Annotated in this window: 14 protein-coding genes; 9 read left to right on the forward strand and 5 right to left on the reverse strand. The window is 43.8% G+C overall.

Annotated features, from left to right (window positions below; genetic code table 11):
* The first annotated feature begins 95 nt into the window (after window positions 1–95).
* The 5 genes from ADP71_RS10070 to ADP71_RS10090 all read left to right on the forward strand — a co-directional run bounded on the left by ADP71_RS10070 (window position 96) and on the right by ADP71_RS10090 (window position 5463).
* Window positions 96–353, forward strand: coding sequence for a DUF805 domain-containing protein (locus ADP71_RS10070; RefSeq protein ID WP_104932115.1), 258 nt, complete (start codon window positions 96–98; stop codon window positions 351–353).
* Window positions 354–714: 361 nt separating this feature from the next.
* A complete protein-coding gene (locus ADP71_RS10075; protein ID WP_104932116.1) occupies window positions 715–1605 on the forward strand; it encodes a helix-turn-helix transcriptional regulator in 891 nt (296 codons plus the stop codon).
* Window positions 1606–2289: 684 nt separating this feature from the next.
* Window positions 2290–3474, forward strand: coding sequence for a branched-chain amino acid ABC transporter substrate-binding protein (locus ADP71_RS10080; RefSeq protein WP_019958010.1), 1185 nt, complete (start codon window positions 2290–2292; stop codon window positions 3472–3474).
* 99 nt (window positions 3475–3573) lie between these two features.
* Window positions 3574–4437, forward strand: a complete 864-nt coding sequence (locus tag ADP71_RS10085) for a LysR family transcriptional regulator (RefSeq protein ID WP_019958009.1) — start codon at window positions 3574–3576, stop codon at window positions 4435–4437.
* A 93-nt stretch (window positions 4438–4530) separates the two neighbouring features.
* Entirely contained in the window at window positions 4531–5463 is a 933-nt protein-coding gene (locus ADP71_RS10090) for a DMT family transporter (RefSeq protein ID WP_081619548.1), read from the forward strand.
* Between the two features lie 176 nt (window positions 5464–5639).
* Here ADP71_RS10090 and hglS read toward each other — a convergent pair whose 3' ends face one another.
* Genes hglS through ADP71_RS10105 form a run of 3 tightly spaced genes read right to left on the reverse strand, consistent with a single transcriptional unit; the run spans window position 5640 to window position 11390 of the window.
* Window positions 5640–7046, reverse strand: coding sequence for a 2-oxoadipate dioxygenase/decarboxylase HglS (gene hglS / locus ADP71_RS10095; RefSeq protein WP_104932119.1), 1407 nt, complete (start codon window positions 7044–7046; stop codon window positions 5640–5642).
* Window positions 7047–7079: 33 nt separating this feature from the next.
* Window positions 7080–10118: a D-2-hydroxyglutarate dehydrogenase YdiJ gene (gene ydiJ / locus ADP71_RS10100; RefSeq protein WP_104932120.1), complete on the reverse strand. Its 3039-nt coding sequence runs from the start codon at window positions 10116–10118 to the stop codon at window positions 7080–7082.
* Between the two features lie 12 nt (window positions 10119–10130).
* Window positions 10131–11390, reverse strand: a complete 1260-nt coding sequence (locus ADP71_RS10105; RefSeq protein WP_019958005.1) for a 2-aminoadipate transaminase — start codon at window positions 11388–11390, stop codon at window positions 10131–10133.
* A gap of 599 nt (window positions 11391–11989) precedes the next feature.
* On the opposite strand from ADP71_RS10105, the gene amaB reads away from it, so the two are divergent.
* The 4 genes from amaB to amaA all read left to right on the forward strand — a co-directional run bounded on the left by amaB (window position 11990) and on the right by amaA (window position 17468).
* A complete protein-coding gene (gene amaB, locus ADP71_RS10110; protein ID WP_237343009.1) occupies window positions 11990–13507 on the forward strand; it encodes an L-piperidine-6-carboxylate dehydrogenase in 1518 nt (505 codons plus the stop codon).
* Window positions 13508–13618: 111 nt separating this feature from the next.
* Window positions 13619–15064, forward strand: a complete 1446-nt coding sequence (gene nhaC, locus ADP71_RS10115) for a Na+/H+ antiporter NhaC (RefSeq protein ID WP_104932121.1) — start codon at window positions 13619–13621, stop codon at window positions 15062–15064.
* A gap of 57 nt (window positions 15065–15121) precedes the next feature.
* A complete protein-coding gene (locus ADP71_RS10120) occupies window positions 15122–16138 on the forward strand; it encodes an Ldh family oxidoreductase (protein ID WP_171461136.1) in 1017 nt (338 codons plus the stop codon).
* Between the two features lie 34 nt (window positions 16139–16172).
* Window positions 16173–17468 carry an L-pipecolate oxidase gene (amaA, locus tag ADP71_RS10125; RefSeq protein ID WP_019958001.1) on the forward strand — a complete coding sequence of 432 codons (1296 nt, stop codon included), beginning with the start codon at window positions 16173–16175 and terminating at the stop codon, window positions 17466–17468.
* Window positions 17469–17575: 107 nt separating this feature from the next.
* Here amaA and ADP71_RS10130 read toward each other — a convergent pair whose 3' ends face one another.
* Window positions 17576–18826, reverse strand: coding sequence for a D-amino acid dehydrogenase (locus tag ADP71_RS10130; RefSeq protein WP_158667249.1), 1251 nt, complete (start codon window positions 18824–18826; stop codon window positions 17576–17578).
* A gap of 84 nt (window positions 18827–18910) precedes the next feature.
* Window positions 18911–19825 carry a LysR substrate-binding domain-containing protein gene (locus tag ADP71_RS10135; protein ID WP_019957999.1) on the reverse strand — a complete coding sequence of 305 codons (915 nt, stop codon included), beginning with the start codon at window positions 19823–19825 and terminating at the stop codon, window positions 18911–18913.
* Window positions 19826–19960: the final 135 nt, after the last annotated feature.

A 19960-nucleotide genomic window follows, 5' to 3' on the forward strand; every position in this document is an offset into this window, starting at 1 on the left:
TATTCCTTTTGTTGGTTGAAATCTTTGGTCGGAAATCAATCAACAGGATACGCCTTCTTCATTTGTTCGTCATACACCAGAAATGACTATAGCTCTTGGTTCTGGTCGGGTCAACCATTTCCGAAGAAACTGCAAGTGTCTTATCTTTACCTTATTGGTTATTTTGTGTGGCAGTTTTTTTACCTCAACTTGCGGTCAGCGTACGCAGATTACATGACATCAACAAATCAGGTTGGTGGATATTGATTGGTTTAATACCATTGGTAGGCGGTATTTGGTTCATTATTTTAATGTGTACCGATGGCACACCAGATGACAACCAATTCGGCTCCAATCCTAAAAATATTGAATAAAACATTTCTATGTTAAATAACCTGCTTAAGCGACATAAAAGCTAAATTTTTATGACAAATTTTCCTGTTTGTCATAAAAAATTCTTTACAAGAAAGTATTATGCTGAATAATGAGCTAATATTTAAAGTAATTGGTTCATTTTATTTGTTTCACTACCATTGGGAGTAAATAACATGTCATTCGGCGCTCACTCATTTCAATTAACTTGCCCAAAATGTCAATTGCGTGGTCCCATTCAAAAATCAGAGACCATCACTGGACCTTTAGAATGCTTCAATTGTGATAACACACCATTAGAACGCCAGCCTGTTCACATATTAGATCAGCTGTTTGAACAATACATATCAAAACTTTAAATCTATGTCAGCCAATACCAAAAAACTAGCGGAGCGATTGAGTGCCATCTTGGTGGATTTGCACTCTGGCCAGCGCTTATCTGCCCACGGTTTGGCAGAAAAATATGGAGTGTCCCTCAAAACCATCAAGCGCGATTTGGGTCAGCGACTCGATAATCTGCCATGGTTGGAAACAGGTCCGCAATTTTATCGCCTCGACACCCAAAAAATGCAGCATACCAATTTGGAAACCTTAACCCGTTTTTGTCGGTTTGCTGCAATTAAAGAATTGTTTCCACCCATAGACCAAGCATTCTTAGACAATTTGCTGAAAGACCACATCTTGGTCAAAGGTCTAAAATATGAAAATATTCAAGGTTTAAAACAACAGTTTTTACAATTAGAACAAGCCATTGATTCGTATCATATGGTGTATTTTGATTATTGCAAAATCAATGAAAAACAAGCCAAACCTTATACCATCGCCCCATATGGCTTGGTGAATAAAAACGGCATTTGGTATGTCATCGGTCTTGATCAAGGCAAAGAAAAAACCTACAATTTCAAACAAATATCCAATGTTGAAATTTTGTCGACAACTTTTGAATGTGACCAAAATTTGAAAGAAAAACTGCGTCACAGTGACAGTTTGTATCATGGTAATCAAATTCAACAAATCACTTTACAGGTCAATCACAATATTGCACCGTATTTTCGCCGCCAAGCACAGTTTCCCAATCAAGATATACTCGAAACCTTGCCCAATGGTGATTTGATTATTCAATGTCGAGACATCAATCCTGTAGAGGTATTGCCTATGGTGAAATACTGGTTGCCACATATCACCATTATCAGCCCACGCAGCTTGCAACAAGACATCAAAGACATGTTGAATCAGTATTTACAAGCGTCCTGAAAGACATTGAAAGAGCTTATTTGGTGTTTACAGAATGACCATCCCTATGTTCTCAGAAACCTCGTTTTCTGAGAACATATTCAAATGAATCATACTTACTCATTTGAAATATTACAGCGAGTGGCTCGTATTGATCCCAAACAGCGCAATGATTGAACATCCGATACAATGAACAGCCATTGTTGCTATGGTCAATGAGCAGCAATACACCCCAAAATGGGTACATGAATCAATCTGTTGACAGCTCCGATGTGACTGACAATCAGGCGGCTTGCTATCGATTGCAACAGATGAAACAATTGGAAAATTCAACCCAAATAACACAGCTCAAGACAAGCTGTCTTCCAATACTCGACATTCACCATACCATCTACCTCAAATATACCTCGCCAAACATCACGTTATGTACGACTAATTTTGATTTTTTTAACAAAAAATAACATTCATTTTGACTTTTTTTTTAGCAGATATCTATTTTTAAAAAAATCTTAATAATCTATGAATAAATGCCTTCACCATACAAATCAATCCTTAGTCAATTTATTTCAAAATGAATAAATACATATGCATGTCTTATGATTCCTAATTGGAATGAGTATTGTCTATTTTTTCGTTTGAATTGAATTGTTTAGAATATTAGCCTGAATCCAAACAACAACCCTCAATGTAATAGGAAGACAGGCTATGCACATCATCAAATCAGGATTGTATTTGGGTAGTTTAAGTATCATGGCTCTGGCTTTAGCTGCCTGTGGTCAAAACACAGAAAAAGCTGCTGCGTCAGCAGATGCTAAGCCTGCTAGTGCCACTTCAGGAGAAGGCATTACAGTTTTGATTGGTACGGTGAATCCATTAACAGGCCCATTGACTCACTGGGGCGTAGATTCTGCCAATGGTATTAAATTGGCGATTGAAGATGCCAACAACAAAAAATTGGTTTGGGATGGTAAACCTGTCACATTTGAATTGATTTCAGAAGACGATATGGCAGATCCTCGTGTTGCCACGCAAATGGCAGATCGTTTGGTCGACAAAAAAGTCAGTGCGGTGGTAGGTCACTTTACTTCCAGTACTGCCATTCCTGCGAGTATGACTTATGATACTGCCAAAATTCCACACATCACTTATTCTGTCACTGGTGCCAAATACACCCAACAAGGTTTTGAACATGTTTATCGTGTGATTGCCAGTGATGCGCAACAAGCTGTTGGCATGGCTAAATTTGCGGTTGAAAAATTAGGCATCAAAACCTTCAGCTTGGTACATGACAAAGGTGCTTATGGCGAAGGTTTGGCAACTGACTTTGGTAAAGAAGCTGAAAAATTAGGCGCCAAAATGTTGTCAACCGAATTCACCACCACAACCTCGGCTGAATTCAGCTCGGTTGCAACTGCGATTAAAACCAAACAACCTGATTTTGTCTTATACGGTGGCATGGATGCACAAGCTGGTCCTTTGGCAAAAGAATTGCGCAAACAAGGTGTGACTGCTCAATTTATGGGTTCTGATGGCATTAAAAGCGAAGAAATGTTGAAGATGATTGGTCCAATTGATGGTGTATACGCCTCAACAGCAGGTGCGACCACGGACAAAATGCCTGGTTACAGCGAGTTTGCTACACGCTATCAAGCCGCTTACAACCAACCGATTGCCACATTTGCACCTTACTCTTACGATGCTACCCATGTCATCATTGCAGCTATGGATCAAGCCAAAAGTGCCGACCCTGCCAAATACGCGCCATTGATTCGCAAAACCCAAATGCAAGGCATCACTGGTGCGATTGCATTTGATGAAAAAGGTGATTTAAAAGACAGCGCTCAAACCGTTTACATCGCCAAAGGCGACAAATGGGAAGTGGCTATGTAATAATGCATTTACCATAAAGATGCAATTTTAACAGACTTCATCTCAGCACTTTAGGCACCTTAAACCTGATTTTAAGGTGCCTTAACCTTAAGGGTATATGTGAGCAATTATGAATCCCAACATCCCTCCTTAACCGCACTGCGAGTATTTACCTCAGTCGGTCGCTTTCACAATATCACTCGTGCTGCCAATGAGTTAGGCATTAGCAAAGGTGCCGTTTCCCAGCACTTACATAAATTAGAACAAACATTAGACGTGAAGCTTTTTGAACGTCATGGCAAAGAATTGTCCCTCACCGAACAAGGTCGATTTTATTTAGCCGATTTGCGGCGTGCTTTCGACTTGATTGATCAATCTACCCAACGTCTGACAATCAACCAACGCGAATGGATTATCAGCTGTACGCCCACTTTTGCCGAATGTTGGTTGATTCCACGTTTGTCATCTTTACAACAGCTCTTACAAGGTCCTATCCGCATTATCGCCTCACCACAACGTGCCAATTTTATTGAAGATGGCGTAGACATCGCCATTCGCCAAGACAATCCTCCGTTTAGTGTGGCGCACTCCTCTTATCTTTTATACCATCGTGATTGGGTTTTGGTATGTCATGCTGATTTATACGATGTCTACCACCAAAATATCGCTGAGGAAAAATATTTAAACTTAACTTTTATCGGTGACAGCCACCACTTTGAAACCCACATTCCCGATTTGTCTATGAAGATTCAAAACATGCGCTCTATTCGCATGAGTACCGCAGCATTATCTATGCACACATGCTTAAATAAATTAGGTATGTGCTTGATAGATAGATTTTTTATCCGAGAACACTTAGAAACAGGACGCTTGAAAATCTTAGACAGTTTTCCAGATTTTCAACAAGATGCTTTTTATTTGATTCATGACAAACACAAGCCATTACCTGAAGAATTGATTGCGTGGTTTAAACAGCAAAACTAAACAAAACTCGCATTAAAACTAAACCAAAAACCTTTATCCTGTGAGCATGTATTTTTTAACTGTATCTGACTATTTTCACAGGATAAGTTTTTCATGAAAACACAGACTTGGACTATTTTTGTCATTTTAGGTCTTGTATGGGGATGCAATCCCTATTTCACACAAATGGCACTGCCATATTTGAGTCCCATCGAATTGGTTTGGTGGCGAATTTTGTGTGGCATGGTGCCACTGTTAATCATTGCCATCATCAGCAAAGCCATGTCTTGGCAACATTTGCGCTATGCGCATCACTTTTTTATCATGTCTTTACTGGCAACTTCGTTGTATTACATCTTATATGCTTATGGCACCAAACTCATGCCTTCAGGCATTGCAGGTGTTTTGAGCGCATCAATTCCTTTGTTTACTTTTATCAGCAGTATGATTTTCTTGCGCCAAGAAAGTGTGAGTCGTGCGGCCATGTTGGGAATGGCTTGGGCAAGTGCGGGCATCGTTTTCATTGCAGAACCTTGGAAGGCCGAAGGTGGTATCAATATATTAGGCGTGGCAGCGATATTAAGTGGCTCTTTGCTCATTGGCTTGTCGTTTGTATACGCACGCAAATATTTGGCACCTTTGAAAATCAAGCCCATCGCTTTGTCAGCTTATCAAATGGTTTTTGCTTTTCTCAGCTTATTATTCACCACACCCACTGCCAATTTGGGCAATGTGTTCCAATCCACCCACGCCACCATCGCCTTAATTTTAGGCTTGGGCGTGATGGGCACAGGCATCGCTTATTTGGCTTATTATTATTTGATTGAAACCATGGGTGCAGTCTTGGCATCGACTTCGACTTACTTGCCGCCTGTGGTCGCTCTGGTGATAGGCTATATGTTTGCAGGCGAAACCATCAATTTGATGCAAAGCATCGGTATTTTGATTTTATTAATTGGCGTAGCATGTATTCAATTTGGCGATACCGTTTGGCGCAAATGGCGACCAAAATCCGCTTGTCACAGTGCAGCATCCTGTAACAAATAAAACAGCATCCAATTTTTATTAAGCACATGATCAAGCGTCCTGTAATGTTTACAGGACGCTTGATTCATTTTAAATAAGCACAACAGATAAAAAAGCACAACAGCGTGATGTCATCCACTGTTGTGCTATCAACCCTTAAATGACTAAGGGACCCAAGCAAAAAAATCCATTCAGTCTTACAAACCCAAAACTTTCAAAGCGTCCTGTAAAGATTGTGCACTGTCTTGTGCGTACAAATCCATTTCGCTCAATACTTTTTGCCCCAAATCACGCTCAAACAAATCTTGGTTAGACATAGAACCATAAGCCGAACCACGTGCCGCATCGCCCAAATTCGACTGGAAAATGCCTGCCGCAGACACTGGTAAAAAGTCTTCATAAGTCATCGGTTCAATACTCAAATAACCTTGTTCCAACAATTGTGCCGTGCTCAAAGACGCATCCAATTGACCTGCCAATTCGATGCCTTTTGCACTGGCACGATAATGGTAAAAAGCCAAACCCTCATCATGCAATTGTGCATGCGTATCAGGCAACACGCTGAAAATTTGAGCCAATTCGGTGTAATACGTATCCAAATTCGCTGCCGTTGGCGCCCCACCGATTTTCACACGCACTTCTTCGAGCAATTGGTCGTACATCGCACGACCTTTAGCGGTCAAAGCCACGCCACGCTGCTCAATTTCACCAAAACGAGCCGAATGTTTGCCCATTTCACCTTCAGCTTGATCGGTAAAGCGGATGTCTTCGTTCAACGCTTTGAAACTGGTTTGGCGCAATAAAATCGGGCAGTGACGACGTGGTGGGCCTTCTACTGACAATTTAGCATCAATGCCACGCTCAGGCATTAAACGCTGCACTTCGTCAATGTCCAACGTGCGCGGGGTCAAATGATTAATATGCGGTCCTTTGAATGCCACCACATCCGCAATCAAACGGTGCTGGCTGCTCAACGCATCGTATTCATCTGCGGTAACGGTGGCATCTGAATGCCAACGGAATGTCTCCAAAGCTTCATTGACAAACACATTCGCTTCTTCTTCTGTCAAACCACCATTTTGTTCCGCCACATCGACCAAGCGCAAAGCTTCTTCAGTAAAGATATTGCGTTTGTCCAAAATCGCTTGCGCACGTTCACGCAAATCTTCGTCATCAATCAATTCCAAACGCAACAACGAACAAAATACACGAAATGGACTTTCAGTCATGGCTTCAGCCGTTACCGCACGAAAAGCCGTTGAATGCACAGGCACGCCCGCTGAAGCCAAATCGTAATACGCCACAGGATACATACCCATCACCGCAAACACACGGCGAATATTGAACAATTCTTCAGGCTTGCCCACACGAATGGCGCCATGACGCTCTAAATTTAAGCGTGACAACTCTTGGCTATTGGCCAAAATCAATTCTTCTTGCGGATTTTTGGTCAAATAATCGGCATTCACATCCGCAACCAACTGAATCAAATCGCCATACAAAGGCACTTCTTGTTGGTACATGTCCGACATCGCTTGCGAAAAACGCGCACGGATTTGGTCTGGGCTAATGGTATCGCTGCGTTGAGCGGTCAATTGTGTCATGGGTGGCTCCTGAAAAATCAATGTCGTTATGGTTTACGAAAGGTGTTTCAATAAAGCTTCTACGGGATGTTGCAAACGGGTGTGGCTCAATCGTTTGACTTGGCTGCGGCAAGAATAGCCTGTTGCCAAAACCCGTTTGGTATCCAATGCTTGTGCCAACATTGGCTGCCAAGATTGGCTGTAAATTTTTTTGGAAGTGTCTTGGTGTTCGGCTTCGTGACCATAAGTGCCTGACATGCCACAACAACCTGTGGTGACAGTATTTAAGGTCAGACCAAAATGGGTGAAAATTTGCTGCCATTGGCGTGTGGCGTTCGGTGCATTGGTTTTTTCGGTGCAATGCCCTGCCAATGTGAAGACTTCATTCGGATGTGGCGAGCGCAAAGTCAATTCATCCAAACGCGTCGCCAACCATTCTTGCGGCAACAACACTTCAAATGGCAATTCACGCATGTTCAAAGCTTTGGGATATTCTTGGCGATACACCAAAGTCATCGCAGGGTCCAAACCCACTAGCGGCAAACCTGTTTGTGCCGCACGTTCTAAAAATGCGGTATTTTTGCGCACCAAACGCTCAAACTGGCCCAAAAAACCATGCACTTGCAAGGGCTTGCCATTGGCAGCAAACGGCAACACAAACACTTTAATGCTCAAGCGTTGCAACAAACGCAACCACGCCATCCATACAGGCGTATCAAAATAACGTGTGAAAGCGTCCTGTAATAACAACACGCTGTTGCTAGAATTAAAACGGTGCGCATCAAACTGTGCCAAAGATTTTTCATCCAAAACCGTCACATTGAAATGTGCCCAATCGAGCACCGCTTCATCACTCATGCGTGGTGCATCGACCAATTTCAACACTTTTTCTTGCAAACGTTGCACCCAAGTGTTGTCCATCACCATGTTGTAAGCTTTTGGAAAACGCGTCAGAATCGGCAAACCTGTTTCCAATTGTCCGATGGCAAAGTCACGCAATGGACGGGGATTTTGATGATGATAAAGCTGTAAAAAACGCGCTTTGAAGTCTGGTACATTCACTTTGACAGGACATTGTCCTGCGCAAGACTTACACGACAAACAGCCTTTCATCGCGTCATATACTTCATGTGAAAAATCATCGCTGCGTTTAGAAGCGTCCTGAAAGCGCAAAGCGATTTGATGCATGACAGATTGAAAAGTCGATTGGTTTTGAATGTGGTTTTCTTGCGCCAACACATCGCCTTGCTCACGCAACCACGTTTTCATCAAACTTGCACGCCCTTTGGGCGAATGCACACGATCACGCAAAGCTTTCCAAGATGGACACATCGCATCATGGGTGTCGTAGTTGTAGCACGCACCATTGCCATTGCAATGCACCGCATTGTGAAAACTGTTCCACACAGGCGTGGCAATTTTTTGGTCTAATTCACCTCGAAACGTCACTTCATCCACTGCCGTCAAACGCGCGTGTGGTTGCGTGGTAGGCGTGGCGATTTTTCCCGGATTAAATTGGTTGTGTGGATCAAACAAAGCTTTAACTTGTTGAATCAACGGATACACCGCACCAAAAAACGTCGGCGCATATTCAGAACGCAAACCTTTGCCATGCTCGCCCCACAACACGCCACCGTGTTTGTGCACCAAAGCCACCACCGCATCGGTAATCGGTTTGATTTTGGCCGCATCGCTTGAATTTTTCATGTCCAATGCAGGACGCACATGCAACACGCCTGCATCCACATGCCCAAACATGCCATATTCCACTTGCATCTCATCCAAAACTTGGCGAAATTCGGCAATGTAAGCGGCCAAATTTTGTGGTGGTACAGCGGTGTCTTCCACAAATGGCTGCGGACGACGCTCGCCTTGCACATTGCCAAGCAAACCCACCGAACGCTTGCGCATGCTGTATACCCGCTCAATCGCTACCGCACCTTGCGCTTGCGTCACATTCAAACGTTCAACGCTTGAATCGTCCTGTAAATGCTGTAAAAATTTCTGCACAGTTTGCTGCAATTGCGGCGCATCATCGCCTGCAAACTCAACCAAATTGATGCCCATCACCGCCGCTTTGCCTGCTTGTTCAGGGAAAAATTCCGCTACTTGGTTCCAAACAATATCGGCTTTAGCCAAACCCAATACTTTGGAATCTACTGTTTCAATCGACAACGGCTGCTTGGCCATTAATGCATTGGCATCGTTCAAAGCGTCCTGAAAGTTGGCATAACTGATATTGACCAATATGCGCTGAGTTGGAATGGGCAACACGTTGAGCGTGGCTTCGGCGATCAAGCCAAGTGATCCTTCTGCGCCACACAACACACTGTTGATATTGAATTGATCGCGCTCCAACACATGCGGCAAATCGTAGCCCGTCAAACAGCGATTGAGCTCAGGAAAAGCGTCTTGTATCGCTTGCTGATTTTGATGGACCAATTCATATAAGGATTTGAATTTGTTTTGTAATGACTCAGGCAACTGCACAATGTCTTGTTGCCAAGATGAAACCGACAAAGCTTTGGATTCCAAAACTTCGCCGCCAAGCAATACGGTTTTTAAACCCAAAACATGGTCACGCGTTTTGCCATATGTGCAACTGCCTTGACCGCTGGCATCGGTATTGATCATGCCACCGACGGTGGCGCGGTTGGAGGTGGACAATTCGGGCGCAAAAAACAAGCCATATGGTTTTAAGGCCGCATTCAATTGGTCTTTGACCACACCTGCTTGTACTGTAACCTGACGCTTGGCCACATCAATGTTTAAAATCTGATTCATGTGACGCGACACATCCACGACAATGCCATCGGTCAAAGACTGACCATTCGTCCCCGTACCACCACCACGAGCTGTGATGGTCACACTTTGAAAATGTGGCTGTGCCAACAAACGTGTGATTGCCTGCAAGTCTTGCGTGGTTTTGGGCAACACAATTGCTTGTGGCGTACGCTCATACACCGAATTGTCGGTTGCATAAACCGTCCGTTGTGCATCGCTGGTTTCAATGTCGCCATCAAATCCTTGTTGTTTCAGGACGCTTAAAAACTGTTCGGTCAATGGTTTTGCTGCCACATGAATCGGAATCATCGCAGTGCTACCTTATGCAAGCGTTGCGACAGTTTGCTCTGCCAACAAGCGACCCAGCAATTCCAAACCTTCAACCAACACATCGGTTTCAATCGTCAAAGGCGGCAACAAGCGAATCACGTTGCGGTATTTACCAGATGGCATCAACAACAAACCTTGCTCACGCGCTGCTGGCAAAATTTTCGCCAACAAATCTGTATCGGGCTGACCCTCAGCATCCACCAATTCAATGCCACGCATCGAGCCGACACCGGTCAAACGTCCCACAGGCAAACCTTGCTCTTGCCATTTTTGATGGTAAGCACTCACTACTTCAGAATAGTTGTGTGCCACTTGTGCAAAAAAATCCTCTTGCGACATGATGTCTATTGTTGCCAATGCCGCCGCACACGCCAAAGGATTGCCTGAATATGTGCCGCCCAAACTGCCTTTAGGCAAATCGCCCATCCATTTAACATCACCTGCCACAGCACCCAAAGGCACGCCACCTGCAATACTTTTACCCATCAATAATAAATCTGGCGCCACATTCAAATGTTCAAACGCAAAGCGTTTGCCGCTGCGACCAAAGCCTGATTGCACCTCATCAAAAATCAGCGCAATGCCATTTTCATCACAAAAACGGCGCAAATAGACCGCAAATTCTGGATTTAACAATTGAAAACCACCTTCACCAATAATTGGTTCTACGATGATGGCAGCAATATTATTGATGTCTACTTCCACACTCAAAACACGCTCTAAAGCGATTTTTGCTTGCGCGGCTGTGATACCGTTGTCTTCACTTGGATATGGAATGTGGTAAACAGGACCCGGCAAAGATCCCAATTTGGTTTTGTAAGCCGCAACTTTGCCATTCAAATTCACCGCAGCCAAAGTACGGCCATGAAAACCACCATCAAATGCAATCACGCCTGTACGCCCAGTTTTCAAACGAGCAATTTTCAAGGCATTTTCGGTGGCTTCAGCGCCACTATTGGCCAACAACACATCAAACGGTGTCTTGCTTGGAATGAAATTGCTCAATGCTTGTGCGAGTTGCATATAAGGCTGATGTGGGACAGCATTAAAAGCAGAATGAATCAATTGTGAGGCTTGATTTTGAATCGCAGCGACAATGCGTGGGTGACAATGTCCTAAATTCAATACGCCAATACCACCGACAAAATCAATGTATTGCTTACCCGATACATCCCAAACATGGGCATTTTGACCTTTAATCAATTCAATAGGATGAACAATAGACAAAGCCGAACAAATTGCTGTTTGCATAAAAATTCCTTGATGGGTTTGACCGATGGCGTGGATACGGTCTGTTATCTGGGTCAATCTCTTGTGTGGACTGTTATCAAACCAAAATTACCCATCAGATGACAAACGAAAATAAAACCTCACTTCATTCTATTTTTTCCTATTTCTAATTTTTATAAAACTCAAAATGAATATTAAAATCGAACAAAACCTTTATATAAAATTCTAAAAACATATTTCGATATTGCTTTTTATGTTTTTAATATTGAAACAATCTCATCATTTTTAAAGCCAATACACAAAATAAGACCGTACCATCCAAATAATTTAAATAAACCTACATTTCATGCTGATGAAAAATAAATTTAATGGCATGATAAATACTCAAAAAATGTTGTAATACACAAAGTAGAAAAAGTACCGACTGCCAATAGAAAATATCCTATCGCCATTCCAAAAAAGAATGAGTACAGTCTAATACTTCGTTTGCGAAAATAAATACGGCTGTAATACTCTGCTTAGGCAGAAAATTTGATGTCCATCAAACCATGATGGCTTCAAGCCAATTCATACATGCTTCAAAGACCAAATTTAATTTGACTCACATCACGGAGACACACATGACGCAAACCACATTAAATACTGTCGATATCACCCTTTTCAGTGCATTAAACGTAGATAAAAACATTTACCAAGGCGGTGATCAAATCGTACGCAGTCCTATTGATGGCAGCACCATCGGCTTGGTTAACTATTTACCTGCAGTTGATGTGGCCGCTGTGATCGACCAGTCACAAGCGGCATTTGAACAATGGCGTAAAATCCCGGCTCCACGCCGTGGTGAATTGGTACGCATATTGGGTGAGGTTCTGCGTGAGCACAAAGAAGATTTGGCACAAGTAGTCACACTAGAAGCAGGCAAAATCACTCAAGAAGCTTTGGGTGAAGTGCAAGAAATGATTGATATTTGTGATTTCGCAGTCGGTTTGTCGCGTCAATTGTATGGTCTGACCATCGCATCAGAACGTCCAGGTCACCACATGCGTGAAACTTGGCATCCAGTCGGCCCCGTCGGCATCATCAGTGCATTCAATTTCCCTGTTGCCGTTTGGTCTTGGAATGCAGCCTTGGCTTTGATTGCAGGCAACTCTATTGTTTGGAAACCATCTGAAAAAACCCCATTGACAGCCATCGCTTGCCAAGCCTTGTTTGAAAAAGCAGTTGCTCGTTTTGGCAGTGATGCGCCTGCCAATTTGTCTACGCTGATTGTAGGTGATCGTGATGCAGGCGAAGCTTTGGTGAATGATGAACGTGTGCCATTGATCAGCGCCACAGGCAGCACGCGCATGGGGCGTGAAGTGGGCAAAGCAGTAGCTGCTCGCTTTGGTCGTTCGATTTTGGAATTGGGCGGCAACAACGCCATGATTTTAACGCCAAGTGCCGATTTAGAATTGGCCACCCGCGCGATTTTATTCAGTGCAGTCGGCACAGCGGGTCAACGTTGTACCACTTTGCGTCGCTTGATTGTTCACAAAGACGTTAAAGCCCAAGTATTGGAAAAATTGAAAAAATCTTACCAAACCGTATCCATTGGCAATCCAACTGAAAACAATTTGGTCGGTCCATTGGTAGATGAGGCCAGCTTCAACGCCATGCAGGACGCTTTGGCTCAAGCCAAAGAACAAGGTGGTGAAGTATTCGGTGGTGAGCGTCAATTGGCGGATGTGTATCCAGATGCATACTATGTGGCACCTGCCATTGCAGAAATGCCAGCGCAAACCGACGTGGTGAAACACGAAACCTTTGCCCCAATTTTGTATGTGTTGGAATACGAAAACTTCGAAGAAGCTTTGCGTTTGAACAACGAAGTACCTCAAGGCTTGTCTTCTTGTGTATTTACCACCGATGTTCGTGAAGCAGAAATCTTCCAAAGCGCAGTTGGCAGCGATTGTGGCATTGCCAACGTCAATATCGGTACCAGCGGTGCTGAAATCGGTGGTGCATTTGGTGGTGAAAAAGAAACTGGCGGCGGTCGTGAATCAGGTTCTGATGCATGGAAAGGTTATATGCGTCGCCAAACCAACACCATCAATTACTCACGTGAGTTGCCTTTGGCACAGGGTATCAAATTTGACTAAATTGCATATCTAGTCGGCCTGTAATACTCCATTTCTCTTAAACAAGCTTAGGCTGCTGTTTTCAAAACAGCAGCCTAGGGATGGTATTGCCCTTTTTTAAAGGATTGCAGCATGATTAAGAAATATCGCAATTTAGAGCGTTACCCTTTTTGGTTTGATTTGGCACCTTTACTCATCACCACTGCCATCATGGCAGTGCAATTTTTCATCTTTAAAGATTTCACTCCCCATATTCCTTTGATTATTGGTATTTGCATTACTGGCTTATTCATGGCTCTAAAAGGTCAAACTTGGAGCCATATGGAAAAACAAATGTTCACCGTGATGAAGGTGGGTTTGCCTGCGGTATTGATTTTGATGTGTGTGGGTATGTTGATTTCGGTTTGGATTGCTGCTGGCACTGTACCAACCATCGTCAATGCTGGTTTAGCAGTGTTGTCACCAAGTATTTTCTTGCCTGCGACCTGTATCTTGGCATGTTTGGTATCCTTAGCAACAGGTACATCTTGGGGTACAGTCGGTACTGTTGGCTTGGCGATGATGGGTATTGGGGATGCAATGGGCATCCCTTTATATTGGACAGCTGGTGCGGTGGTTTCAGGCAGCTTTTTTGGTGACAAAATGTCACCTTTGTCTGACACAACCAATTTAACGCCTGCTGTGGCCGATGTGAATCTGTGGGATCACATTCGTGGTATGTTGCCATGTACCGTTCCAGCTTTGGTGATTTCAGTATTGATTTATGCTTATATTGGTCAAGGTTACAGTGAAGCCAATGCTGCCATAACCACGACTGACACCATCAAAAACGCCATGAATGCCAATTTCCAATTGGGTTGGTTAACTTTGATTCCTGCTGCGGTAGTGATTTACATGGGTTACCGCAAATACTCAGCCATGGGTACCATTTGTTTGGGTGTGGCTTTGGGTGCATTGATTGCAATATTTGTTCAAGATGTTCCAGTTAAGGATATCTTTAATATTTTACAAAATGGTTACAAAGCGCAAACAGGCATCAGCACCGTTGACAGTTTGCTGTCTAAAGGTGGTGTCATGTCGATGACATGGACCGTGACTTTGACCATGTTCTCATTGGCATTTGTTGGTGCTTTGGAAACTTATGGCACGTTTGATGCGATTTTGGGTAAATTGGAAAACATCATCAAATCTCGCATGAGCTTGTTGTCAGCCACTTATGGTAGTGGCTTGGCTGTGAGCTTGATTTTGGGTGAGGTTTATACTTCCTTGGTATTGCCAGGTCGCTTGTTGCAAGGAAAATACAAAGAGCTGGGTTATGACCGCACAACCTTGTCTCGAACCTTAGAAGATTGTGGCACCTTGGTATCTCCATTGATTCCTTGGAATATGGGCGGTGGTTTTGTGACTGCCACCTTAGGTGTTCCAACCATTGTGTACGCACCATTCGCTATTTTCTGTTGGTTGTCGCCTTTATTCGGTATTTTATATGCATTAACTGGTTGGTTTGTACCACGTACGGAGCCTGTTTCCAAAGAGCAACTGCAAACAGCTCGTCACGCAGAGTCTTTAATCAGCTGATGAAGCAACCTTCCCAAACTACGTTTGGGAAGGTTTTGTAACACTAAGGACAATAATATGCACATCACCCCAACGCAATTAACACAATTAAGTCACGATATTCTGGCGGCTTACGGCTTCACACCAGAGCACCAAAAAAGCATTACCCATACTTTGGTCACTGCCCAACAAGATCAATGCCATTCACATGGCGCTTGGCGTTTATTAGGTCTGATTGACACGTTAAAACATGGCAAAATTTCCGCTACCGCCACCCCAACCATCACACAAGATGTCGGCTCGATTGTCAAAATCGATGCACACATGGGTTCAGCTACCACAGCATTTTCTGTGGGTTTGCCACGTCTGATCGAAAAAGCCCAACAAAATGGCATCGCTTTATTGGCCATTAACCATTGCGTCCACTTTTCAGCATTATGGGTAGAAATTGAGCAATTGACCCAAGCAGGTTTGATTGCCATCAATTCCACACCTAGCCATGCGTGGGTCGCCCCTGCTGGCAGTACCAAACCCTTATTAGGCACCAACCCATTGGGTTTTGGCTTTCCACGCATCAATCCACAAGAGCCTTATGTATTTGATTTTGCCACCAGTGCCACCGCGCGCGGCGAAATTCAATTGCACCACCGCCATGGCACCCAAATGCCTGAAGGTTTGGCCATTGATGCCCAAGGCAATCCCACTACTGACCCTGCTGCTGCGATGCAAGGGGCGATGCTGACTTTTGGTGGTCACAAAGGCTCGGCCATTTCGACCATGGTGGAATTGCTCGCAGGCATTGCCATTGGCGACATGACCAGTCAAGAATCGATGGCTTTTGCCGATGGCACGCCAACATTGCCTTATGGTGGTGAAATCATCATCGCCATTGATCCTAAAATATTGTTAGGCGATGACTGGACTGCCCACCAACAGCGTAGCGAAGACTTCTTAAACCAATTCAATGCCTCAGGTGCACGCTTGCCTTCACAACGCCGCTTCAAAGCACGCGCCCAAAACCAACAACAAGGCTATATTGAATTGGATGACAATTTGTATGCCGATTTACAAAATTTACTGACACTTGCCAACTGACACACCGCAATCTATGCAGTAGAAGGAACACTCAATGGACTTGAAACACAAATGTTTGTGGCCGGATTTGGTAGACCACATTCCTACTTATGCAGCACTCAAAGAAGACGTACGCACCGATGTTTGCGTGATTGGTGCAGGATTTACAGGCTTGAACGCTGCCATTCGCTTGCGTGAATTGGGCAAAGATGTTCGCGTTTTGGAGGCCACCCATTTGGCTTATGGTGGTTCAGGACGCAATGTCGGCTTGGTCAATGCAGGCTCTTGGATTAAACCTGACGAATTTGAAAAAATCTTAGGTGAAAAAGCAGGTCAAAAATTCAATAAAGCCTTTGGCGAAGTGCCGTATTTGGTATTTGAAATGATTGAAAAATACCAACTTGATGCGCAACACACCCACACAGGCACCTTGCACATGGCGCACAATGCCAAAGGCTCTGCCGACATTGCAGACCGCTATCATCAATGGACGCGTCGTGGTGCAAACATGCGCTTGCTCACAGGTGCTGAGTGCCAAGAATATTGTGGCACAGATAAAATTCCAAGTGCCTTATTGGATTTGCGTTGTGGTACGGTCAATCCATTTGCTTATGCCAAATCTTTGTCTGAAGCTGCCCACAAATTGGGTGCACACCTACACGAACACACCAAAGTGGTTAAAATTGAACGCCAAGGTTCTCAATGGTTGGTACAAACTTCCAATGGCCACAGCGTTTTAGCCGACAAAATCATCATTGCCAGCAATGCTTACACCGAAGGCGATTGGACCAATATCACCTCGGCTTTGTATCCAGGCTATTATTATCAAGTTGCGTCCAAACCATTAACAGGCGCAGCTGCCGACAGTATTTTGCCGCACAAACAAGGCTCTTGGGACACACGCACCGTTTTATCCAGCATTCGTCGTGATAAAGACGGCCGTTTGATTTTGGGCAGCTTGGGTCGTGGCGACAACAAACCTGAATGGTTCTTAAAGAAATGGGCCGATCGCGTACAACAATTTTACTACCCACAACTGGGTAAAAATGTTGAATGGGAATATGTTTGGAGTGGGCGCATTGGCTTTACCGACGACCATATTCCACGCTTGTTTGAACCTGAATTAGGCGTGGTTGCAGCCACAGGCTATAACGGTCGTGGCGTCACCACAGGCACATTAATGGGTCGCTTGATGGCAGAATACGTCATCGAAGGCAATCCAGATATTTTGCCATTGCCATTCAAAGGCGTGAGCGAATGCGAATGCAAAAACAGCAATTTGAAATCTTTGTTTTATGAAACCAGCTTCAGCGCATACCATTTGGGTCAATGTTTGAATTTGGTCAATTAAGATTCAATTTACAGGACGCTTAAAGCGTCCTGTAAAAAATCTAATACGCTTATTTAAAACATTACAGGACGCTTAGAGCGTCCTGTAAACCTTACCAACTCAGACCATCACGCTTGATAACGACTAGGATAAAACGGGCTTTGCTTTTGTACGGTATAATCCACCGACAAAGATTCTTGCAATAATTTTGCTGCCGCCAAGCCAAACGTCCAACCAAACGTACCATGACCTGCATTCACCGACAAACCTGCCAATGGCATTCGACCAATCAAAGGCGGACCATCAGGTGTCATCGGACGCATGCCCATCCAAAATTGGGTTTCTTCCAAATCTGCCGAGCCGGGAAACAAATCGTTCAACACCATTTTCAAAGTCTCTTCATTGTGACTGATTTTGATTTTGTCCCAACCAGAAATTTCTGCAATGCCACCGACCCGAATATGGTCACCCATGCGTGTAATTGCCACTTTGTATTGATAGTCTAAAATAGTAGATTGTGGCGCGCGACTTTCATCTTTAATCGGCACCGTAATCGAATAACCTTTCACAGGATAAATCATTGCATCCAAACCGATGCTTTGTAACAAACGCTTGGTTTGACAACCTGTGGTTAAGACCACATGGTCTGCCAATAAGGTTTTGCCAGCTGCAACCACGCCTGTGACACTTTGACCATCATTTAAAATGGCACTGACGGCATGTTCAAACAAAAATTTGACGCCAAACTGCTCACAATATTGTTTCAATTGTTGCGCAAACAAATGACAATCGCCCGTTTCATCCTCATTCAAACGCAAAGCGCCACTGAATTGGTCAGTGGCGATGGCAGGCTCAAACTCATTGCAATTTTGCGGCTCTAGCAATACATGGGCAATGCCTTGTTGGTTTAAAAAATCAGTGTCATCAACACAAGCTTGATAATCGCCGCTGGCACGAAAAACCTCCAACGTCCCTTGCGCACGACCTGCATAATCCAATGCCAATTCATTTTTCAATTGATGCAACAATTGCAAATTGCGTTTGCCCAATTGATACATGTGTTGACGGTTGCGAGAAAAGTCTTCGGCATTGCAATAACCATACATTTTCCACAACCATTTGACTTGCTCCAAGCTGCCATCAGGCTTGATACACAAAGGCTTGCTCGGCTCACGCAACATTTTCCATGATTGCTTAACCACATTGGGAGCTGCCCAAGGGGCTGCATAACCTTGCGTTAACATACCTGCATTGGCAAAACTGGTTTCTTGTGCCACTTCTGACAAAGCCTCTACCACCGTCACTTGATGCCCTGCTTTGGTCAAATACCAAGCCGTACACACGCCTGCAATTCCCGCTCCAACTACCACGATATTCATTTTGAGTCCGTTTGTTTTAATCATGTGTGAACAAAGAGTATCAAGCGTCCTGTAACAGTCTTCAAACGAATTTTAGTGCTTGGTTCATGCGCTTTTTTCATACAAGTGTTCTTGAATCCAATCGGCAATCGCCATGATTTTCGGTTCTGCCGCAAAATGTTCTGGATACGCCATGTAATAAGCACCAGCACTTTCTAATTTGTGCGCCGACATTTTCACCAAACGCCCCGTCTTCAAATATTTTTGCAATAAAAATTCTGGCACCAACCCCACGCCAAAATCATGCTCTGCCGCAGCCATCAACGATGACCAAGTTTCAAAACGTGGGCCACGATAACCATTAGGATGCTCCAAATCCATACAATCAAAAAACTCTGACCAAGCATCCACTCGAGTACGACATTGCAATAAAGGCTGTTCTAAATACAATTGCTCTATGCCATCTGAGCCATATCGCTCTAACATATCAGGCGAACACACCGGCACCATCACTTCATCAAACAATTTGATGGTCTTCAGATTTTCCCAATGTCCTTCACCATGAATGAATGCCACATCAATGTCTGCGGCGCCCAAGTCGCTTGGATCCACATAATCCTGAAAAGTCAATTCAATATACTGATGTCGCTCTCGAAAGCCTTGCAAGGCTGGAATCAGCCAATTGGTACCAAAACTAGGATGGGTCGCGATGCGAATGCTGTCAGCACGATCATCATAAGACAACATTTCCAAAGAAGCTTCTTCAATCAAAGCCAAGATACGGGTGACCTCTTGAAAATACAATTGTCCAGGTGGCGCCAGTTGCAAACGTTGACGTACTCGGATAAACAATTGAATTTTCAAGGTGTACTCGAGCATGGCAACTTGTTTGCTAACCGCACTTTGCGTCATATTCAATTCTTCTGCTGCCAAGGTAAAACTCAAATGTCGCGCAGCAGCTTCAAAGCAACGCATCGCATGCGTTGAAGGCACTTGCTTACGATAAAGCTTATTATTCATTTCATCTCAATCTGTCATTTGCGCATGATATTATTATGTTTTTTCAATATATCCTATTTTAGATAAATTTAATATTGAAATTTACGCTTTAAGTAAAACAATAAATTGACCCACCCATGAGCCAAAAAAATCATC

The sequence above is a fragment of the Vitreoscilla sp. C1 genome (assembly GCF_002951955.2).
Taxonomy (GTDB): Bacteria; Pseudomonadota; Gammaproteobacteria; order Burkholderiales; family Neisseriaceae; genus Vitreoscilla; species Vitreoscilla stercoraria.

Bases quoted from the DNA above. Each gene is read 5' to 3' on its own strand.
- ADP71_RS10130 (WP_158667249.1), bottom strand. From the start codon at position 18,826: ATGAATATCGTGGTAGTTGGAGCGGGAATTGCAGGCGTGTGTACGGCT.
- amaB (WP_237343009.1), top strand. From the start codon at position 11,990: ATGACGCAAACCACATTAAATACTGTCGATATCACCCTTTTCAGTGCA.
- ADP71_RS10135 (WP_019957999.1), bottom strand. From the start codon at position 19,825: ATGAATAATAAGCTTTATCGTAAGCAAGTGCCTTCAACGCATGCGATG.
- ADP71_RS10075 (WP_104932116.1), top strand. From the start codon at position 715: ATGTCAGCCAATACCAAAAAACTAGCGGAGCGATTGAGTGCCATCTTG.
- ADP71_RS10080 (WP_019958010.1), top strand. From the start codon at position 2,290: ATGCACATCATCAAATCAGGATTGTATTTGGGTAGTTTAAGTATCATG.
- amaA (WP_019958001.1), top strand. From the start codon at position 16,173: ATGGACTTGAAACACAAATGTTTGTGGCCGGATTTGGTAGACCACATT.
- ADP71_RS10090 (WP_081619548.1), top strand. From the start codon at position 4,531: ATGAAAACACAGACTTGGACTATTTTTGTCATTTTAGGTCTTGTATGG.
- ydiJ (WP_104932120.1), bottom strand. From the start codon at position 10,118: ATGATTCCGATTCATGTGGCAGCAAAACCATTGACCGAACAGTTTTTA.
- hglS (WP_104932119.1), bottom strand. From the start codon at position 7,046: ATGACACAATTGACCGCTCAACGCAGCGATACCATTAGCCCAGACCAA.
- ADP71_RS10120 (WP_171461136.1), top strand. From the start codon at position 15,122: ATGCACATCACCCCAACGCAATTAACACAATTAAGTCACGATATTCTG.
- ADP71_RS10105 (WP_019958005.1), bottom strand. From the start codon at position 11,390: ATGCAAACAGCAATTTGTTCGGCTTTGTCTATTGTTCATCCTATTGAA.
- nhaC (WP_104932121.1), top strand. From the start codon at position 13,619: ATGATTAAGAAATATCGCAATTTAGAGCGTTACCCTTTTTGGTTTGAT.